The sequence below is a fragment of the Gilliamella sp. B3023 genome, assembly GCF_026536845.1.
GTDB lineage: Bacteria > Pseudomonadota > Gammaproteobacteria > Enterobacterales > Orbaceae > Gilliamella > Gilliamella apicola_E.
Genome location: NZ_JAFNNH010000023.1, coordinates 23,824 through 30,260 on the forward strand (window position 1 = coordinate 23,824; position 6,437 = coordinate 30,260).

6 protein-coding genes and 3 tRNA genes are annotated in these 6,437 nt (G+C 36.1%); 4 read left to right on the forward strand and 5 right to left on the reverse strand.

The window, feature by feature from the left end; translation table 11 throughout:
• Positions 1 to 28: 28 nt before the first annotated feature.
• From J3U16_RS11150 to J3U16_RS11160, 3 genes are read right to left on the reverse strand one after another with little or no spacing between them, the layout of a single operon-like run.
• Positions 29 to 382, reverse strand: coding sequence for a hypothetical protein (locus tag J3U16_RS11150; RefSeq protein ID WP_267337464.1), 354 nt, complete (start codon positions 380 to 382; stop codon positions 29 to 31).
• Positions 379 to 852 (reverse strand): hypothetical protein, encoded by a 474-nt coding sequence (locus J3U16_RS11155; RefSeq protein ID WP_267330161.1) that lies wholly within the window; start codon positions 850 to 852, stop codon positions 379 to 381. The genes J3U16_RS11150 and J3U16_RS11155 overlap by 4 nt, the downstream gene beginning before the upstream one ends.
• Entirely contained in the window at positions 845 to 1,660 is an 816-nt protein-coding gene (locus tag J3U16_RS11160; RefSeq protein ID WP_267343081.1) for a PilN domain-containing protein, read from the reverse strand. Before J3U16_RS11160 ends, J3U16_RS11155 begins: the two co-directional genes overlap by 8 nt.
• A gap of 278 nt (positions 1,661 to 1,938) precedes the next feature.
• On the opposite strand from J3U16_RS11160, the gene J3U16_RS11165 reads away from it, so the two are divergent.
• The 3 genes from J3U16_RS11165 (at position 1,939) to J3U16_RS11175 (ending at position 2,216) form a co-directional block, all read left to right on the forward strand.
• Positions 1,939 to 2,014, forward strand: a tRNA-Val gene (locus tag J3U16_RS11165).
• A 33-nt stretch (positions 2,015 to 2,047) separates the two neighbouring features.
• Positions 2,048 to 2,123: transfer RNA gene (locus tag J3U16_RS11170), tRNA-Val, on the forward strand.
• 17 nt (positions 2,124 to 2,140) lie between these two features.
• Positions 2,141 to 2,216 (forward strand) — tRNA-Lys (locus J3U16_RS11175).
• A gap of 221 nt (positions 2,217 to 2,437) precedes the next feature.
• On the opposite strand, the gene J3U16_RS11180 is transcribed toward J3U16_RS11175, so the two are convergent.
• The gene (locus J3U16_RS11180) at positions 2,438 to 4,399 is read right to left on the reverse strand and encodes a glycoside hydrolase family 3 protein (RefSeq protein WP_267337460.1); all 1,962 of its coding nucleotides are present in this window, start codon (positions 4,397 to 4,399) and stop codon (positions 2,438 to 2,440) included.
• 254 nt (positions 4,400 to 4,653) lie between these two features.
• Positions 4,654 to 5,277 (reverse strand): LysE/ArgO family amino acid transporter, encoded by a 624-nt coding sequence (locus J3U16_RS11185; RefSeq protein WP_416379869.1) that lies wholly within the window; start codon positions 5,275 to 5,277, stop codon positions 4,654 to 4,656.
• Positions 5,278 to 5,427: 150 nt separating this feature from the next.
• Between J3U16_RS11185 and J3U16_RS11190 the strand changes: the two genes are divergently transcribed.
• A complete protein-coding gene (locus tag J3U16_RS11190; RefSeq protein WP_065734356.1) occupies positions 5,428 to 6,228 on the forward strand; it encodes a sulfite exporter TauE/SafE family protein in 801 nt (266 codons plus the stop codon).
• Positions 6,229 to 6,437 lie beyond the last annotated feature (209 nt).

Consider the following 6,437-nt stretch of genomic DNA (forward strand, 5'->3'; position numbering starts at 1 on the left):
AATTACAACCTCAAATATCGATCTCATCTTATTTAGTTAACGGCATTGTCCAAAGCACTTTATCGTTACAATACTCAGGTAAACTTGCTTGCCATAAAATTTTATCGCTGAACACAGCTTCAATTTCCCAAGGAAACAAAACATGAGGAACATTATTATCAGTAATAGCTAACCAATCATTATCTGACGAAAGCCATAATTGCTGATAATTAACGCGTTGAATAGATCCTCTAAACTGCCAAGCCTGAATCTGCATATTTAAAAGATCGGTCTGTTCTTGGCAACCTAGCTCAATCTTTTGCAAAAAAGGATCGCGATGACCATCAGCATTCACTGTGAAACAGCACATCATCAATGCAAAAACAAATAAATAGCGACTCATTGCATACCCTTCTTAAACAACAAACTAAATCTAATCCGCAAATAATTATCTTGCTTACCGATTGATAACTGTTGAAAGTTCAAATAGTAGAAATTTTCGTTAAAATCGCCAATAAATTTCATAAAATCAAAAAATTGCCCATTTAATTCAACATCCCAATAAGTTGCTGAATCATTTTGTTCCAGTTTGAACGACATCAACTTCAAATGATGACGATCAATAGCGTTAGCAAGTTCATGCTCGGTTATCAAAGTTAGCGAACTATTTTTAGCAGCATGATAACGTTCAATTCTTGCTTGAAGCATTTCAATTTCAACTTGCTTTTCTTGATACAACGCCATTTGCTGATCAGCTTGTTGCTTTAAGTCCTGAATAAAAAATTGATAACCAATAAAAAACAGTGTTAACGGTAATAAAATACAAACTAAGTATTGTTGCCAAATCGGCCTCTCTAGAAAGTCGTTATTCATTCAACTCAATATCCATTTGAAACAACAAACTATCCTGACTTTTCTCAATATTTTTTACCTGACTTTTCGTCACATTTGCAGAAAGTTGCTGATTAAAATTGATAATATCCACATAATTGACACTACGACCGGTAATTTTAATTTTTTCAGGCTCATATTCGTACAGATTTAACCAAATCGTTGCTGGTAGTTTGTTAGAAAGCATTTGTAGCGACTGTTGGATCTGTTTTTGACTTGGTGAAGGATTAGGAATATAAGATTCAGCCAACAACTCTTGTTGCAACACTTGTTGAGCAGATAGTTGTTGAGAATAGTGTTCGATGTCTGACTGTGTGTTCATCAAAAGATAAAAAAAATAACAGGTCAACACCCCGATAAAATTAACAACAAAAAGAAGTAACTTGAATTGGTGCTGTTTTGCCTTTTGTTTTCGCCATGGTAGAAAGTTAAATGAACTATTTTCAAAATGACTACCGACAAATGTTACTCCATATTTTTGGAACAAATCTAACCAGTCATTAACCGTTTTACGCTCACAAATAGCAATCATTAATGTTTTAGGTGAAATGAATACATAATCAAAAAAAAGCTGATTGCCAGATTGTTGGAAAAGTTTATATAGGGATGCTTCAACATAACTAGTCAATTCGCTTACCGTCAATTTAACATCGGGATAAGTGGTTTTCTGATACTGTACAAAATCATCACTTAAATTTAATTCAACTGACGTTAACCTTGGTAGTTTTAGATTATGCATAAACTGATCGATATCAGCCAAATCTTGATAAACGATAAAATCCTTATTCACCTTCCCGCTTGATTCGACTAACTCATAGTGCAGTTTTGTGGGTTCGATATAAATTACTACGCGACTTTTGTTAAAAACCATCATACTAAATAGATTGAAAAACAATATCGTCCAATCTTAATCACAATTATCTAGATTCAAACCTACAAAATCCATTTTTGCGAAGTATCATCCAAAAAATGACTAAAATTACACCGAACAGGGCTAAATTTTAGGAAAAGTAAAAAAAAAGGTTGACTGAAATAAGACACGCCTTATAATGCACATCCACACGGTAAGGGTGATTAGCTCAGTTGGGAGAGCACCTCCCTTACAAGGAGGGGGTCACTGGTTCGAACCCGGTATCACCCACCAATTCTTACCGTGAAGTTTTCGAAAGAAACATTGGGGTGATTAGCTCAGTTGGGAGAGCACCTCCCTTACAAGGAGGGGGTCACTGGTTCGAACCCGGTATCACCCACCACTTACTACTTATTTTATGGGTTGTTAGCTCAGTCGGTAGAGCAGCGGACTTTTAATCCGTTTGTCGAGCGTTCGAATCGCTCACGACCCACCATTTTTTCTCTCTTGTCAAAACATCATTAATTAAACGCATCATTCAATATATTTATTATTTACCTCAAAAAATTTCGCTGAAGCGTCCCTTCAAAAGAAAAATAAAAGAAATAAGTGAGAACTATTGATTAAAGATAAAATTGATAGAGAAAATGATGTAACGCAAAACAGCTATTGCCCTTAGGCAATAGCATAGAATAAAACGACATTAAAAAGGAGCGACTAACGGGTTACTCCATAACCTAACGGATAGAGCGCCTTCATATCGTTTGGTAAATCAGAAGATTGTTTGATAACACTATCCATTGAATCTGGTAATGCAATTGGCAATTTAGCATTATAAGGTTTGCTATCAAATAAACGTTTAAATAGCACCTCATCTTTAACACCAAAATTTGCTACAATCGCATTAGCACTTTGCTTAATAGGTGTTAAAACGGCTGGGCGATCCAAATAAACAGTTACTACAACGGGATGTGATTTTCTCGCCTCATTGATAAATTTAATATCTTTATCATCCGCCGCAAATTCTAATGAACCTTCATGATATCTTGCGCCAAAAAAGTAGTTCTTATGAGGTTGCTCAAAAGGTGCATTTACCCTAGCCACAACTACATCAGCTTGCTCTAACTTATCGACAATGGTGACTTTACCTTTAAGGGTATTTTTAGCGTCATCGGCAAAACCGTATAAAAAGACTTTACTTTTCGCTTTCAATGGCAAAACTTTATCATTATTTTCTAGTAAAACCATTGAATTAAATTGTGCTTCATCAGCAATCTTTTGGAAATTTTTATTGCCAACAAAACGACTAGCTTGGTTTGGATCGACATAAGGATTTTCAAATTGTCCTAAAGCAAATTTTTGCGTCAAAATCGCTAACACAGCACTATCGACTGCCTTTTCGTCCAATTTATTATTTTTTACTGCTGACACAATAACAGAACTATCACTCACGCCACCAAATTGTTGAACACCCGCTTCGATAGCTTTAATAAACCGTTGCTCGACAGTCAAATCTTCAACGCCCCAAGGCATACCTTCAGGTTTAGACGGAACATCAGGCGGATTACCATTAATACAGACTTCATTACAATCTTTAGTGATATTCCAATCACTAATAATTACGCCTTTAAATTTATAAGTATCGCGTAGCAAATCTTTTAACAAATAACGGTTAAAGCCAGCACCAACTGCTTCGATTTTATGACCATTAATTTCCGCATTTTTTAAAATCGAATACGTCGGCATAACCGCTGCCACATTCACCTCAAAAGCACCTATAAATGGAATGATATGCTCTTCCAAACTATCTTTTTTCGAATAAAGTGCATATTTACCATAAGAACTGTGACTATCAAAACCATTCTCGGCGGCACCATAGCCAACCCAATGTTTAACCACGGCTGACACGCTTTGTGAATTTAGACCAAGTTTACCATTTTGCATACCAGAGATATAACCACGAACCATGCTTTTGCTCAGCATTGGATCTTCACCGAATGTCCCCTCAAAACGAGACCATCTTGGTTCAGTTCCCAGATCAGCCATGGGTGATAATGCCTGAGTGACACCCAATGAACGGTACTCTTGTCGAATAATATTACCATACTCATTAATCACAAACTCATTACCAATCGCCGCCATCCCCAAAGTTCCTGGCCATTGGCTAAAACCGCTTTTACTGGTCACTTTATCATCATAATAAAAGGTATTTCTAGGATCGATGCTAATCGTTAAAGGAATCCCCAATCGAGAAGACTCAGCAATTTCTTGTAATTGATTATTTTGCTTAGCAAAATCCTTAGGATTGACTTCTAAACGCGTAATTAAACTATTTACCTTATCAGTAAGCACTAACTGCTTAATTTCATCTAGATTATACTTATCACCATGCCCAATCTCACTACCATAAGCTTTGGCATTACCGTGCATCATTAAGCCTGCTTTTTCTTCTAACGACAATTTGGCAAGTAAATCTTGTGCACGAACTTCGGGAGATAAGCGCCAATCTTCAAAAGGTGATAACTTACCATCACGATCAAAGTCTTTAAATTTCAGATTATCAACTACAATATTTTTTAATTGATGACTCTTAAGCCCTATTTGTTTAAGCGCTAGTGCTTGCCCAGTAACTAGCGTTGCACTAATCAACAACGTCAACTTAACTATTTTACTTGTCATATAAACTCCTTATCTAAACAATCAACTTTGAACGCCTTATTCCATTGAGCGTTTTTTGGCAAAAATAATTGACTAAAAATGTTAATAATCAGCCGAAAAAAGCTTGGATCAAATTATTACTGACAAATTAACACCAAAATAAATATCGTATAAGAGAAGAAATCTGATAATTGTGATGGATATCACGTAAAAAATGAGTAAGAAATGAGGAAAACGAACAGATTAATAAAAAATGCAACGCCAAAAGCGTCACATTATTGACCACAAATCACATAAACAATAAGTCGATAAGCAATATAAAACATCACCAGCCCAACAACCGAATCCAATATGACCCACATCCTTTTTTGTCTAAATAGAGGCGTAAGCAACCTAGCGCCATACCCAATACCAAAAAACCAAATAAATGACACACAAACTGCACCAATTAAAAACGCCCATTTTTGCTCAGTAGAAAACGTACCGGCAATCCCACCAACAATTACCACTGTATCCAAATAAACATGAGGATTAAGTAAAGTCACCGCAATTGTCGACAAAATCACTTTTGTTAAAGAACTCTTTCGTTGCTCGGCAGAATCAACCTGCATACTGCTATCACCTCTCACTGCGCTTTTAAATGCATTAAATCCATACCAAAGCAAAAACAATGCACCAAAGATGGCTAATGAATTAGTAATTATAGGATAACGACTAATAAAAGCCCCCACGCCCCATATACCAATAGTCATCAAAGCGAAATCACAAAAAAAACAGATAGCAGCAACAAAAAAGATATGATTTTTTAACAACCCTTGCTTAAGCACAAACAAATTTTGCGCGCCAATAGCAATAATTAAACTCGCTGAAATCATCGCACCACGTAAAATATCGGTCAGCATTAAACCTAAAATCCTTAATCAACGAAAAGTAAGCATTATACAAAAAGAACAAAAAATTTTGTATCAAAACCAAGAATTATTACGCACTTATAAAAAACAGTTATAATTATCTTCCTGAATTTAAAAAATGATAAAAAAGTACAAAAAATGGTTGTCGAATTTATAATCTTCTTAATGATAGGCGCATTTGCGGGATTGCTAGCAGGTATATTTGGCGTGGGTGGTGGATCGTTAATTGTACCGGCATTAATAATCGTACTTAATCACTTTAATCATGGTGGAGAATGGATAAACCACATCGCCGTCGCCTCATCGCTTGCCACCATTATTGGCACCAGCTTATCATCAAGTTGGGTTCAGAATAAAAATCATAATATCCAATGGTCGATTCTAAAAAAGATGGTATTAGGATGCATGATTGGCACGATGGGCGGATCGTATATGACACCTTATATTCCCGGTGTTTGGTTAAAATGGATTTTTATCGTTTTTCTTGTCTACACCGGAAGTAAATTTATTCTCAAAAGCACCAATGTCGCCCAAAATCGAAACGCTGTATCATTTCATGACACGATTTATATCATTATTGGTGGACTAATTGGCGTGTTTGCTGCCCTAGTTGGTGTCGGTGGGGGAGTATTGGTGGTTCCTTTCTTAAAAAAATGCGGGGTAGATATACGTAAAGCGATTGGCACCTCTGCGGCATTTACCTTACCGGTAGCGCTTGGCGGAACGATTGGCTACATTATTGCAGGATGGAATATTGAAGAATTACCAGAATATAGTTTAGGCTTTGTCTATCTACCAGCAGTAATATCCATTATGATCACCAGTATCCCCATGGCAAAAATGGGTGTACAAATTGCACAACGATTATCGATAAATAAATTGATAAAATACTTTGGTATCTTTTTATTGCTAATAGCTATAAAACTTATAATTTCGTGATTTGAAGCTTCAAAAACCCCGCTCCTCAACTTTTTTTGAGATAAAATACCTAAAAAATAAACCCGCCGAGGCGGGTAATTGAAGCATCGCTTAGCCGCAAAATCGCTTTTTTTTATGGCTAAAAGACGTTGACTCCTTGAGTCAGCTTACTTTTAATGACTCAACACTATTTTTTATCACCCCCACCCCCGCCCTAAGGATTAAGGACG

Bases quoted from the DNA above. Each gene is read 5' to 3' on its own strand.
- J3U16_RS11150 (WP_267337464.1), bottom strand. From the start codon at position 382: ATGAGTCGCTATTTATTTGTTTTTGCATTGATGATGTGCTGTTTCACA.
- J3U16_RS11155 (WP_267330161.1), bottom strand. From the start codon at position 852: ATGAATAACGACTTTCTAGAGAGGCCGATTTGGCAACAATACTTAGTT.
- J3U16_RS11180 (WP_267337460.1), bottom strand. From the start codon at position 4,399: ATGACAAGTAAAATAGTTAAGTTGACGTTGTTGATTAGTGCAACGCTA.
- J3U16_RS11190 (WP_065734356.1), top strand. From the start codon at position 5,428: ATGGTTGTCGAATTTATAATCTTCTTAATGATAGGCGCATTTGCGGGA.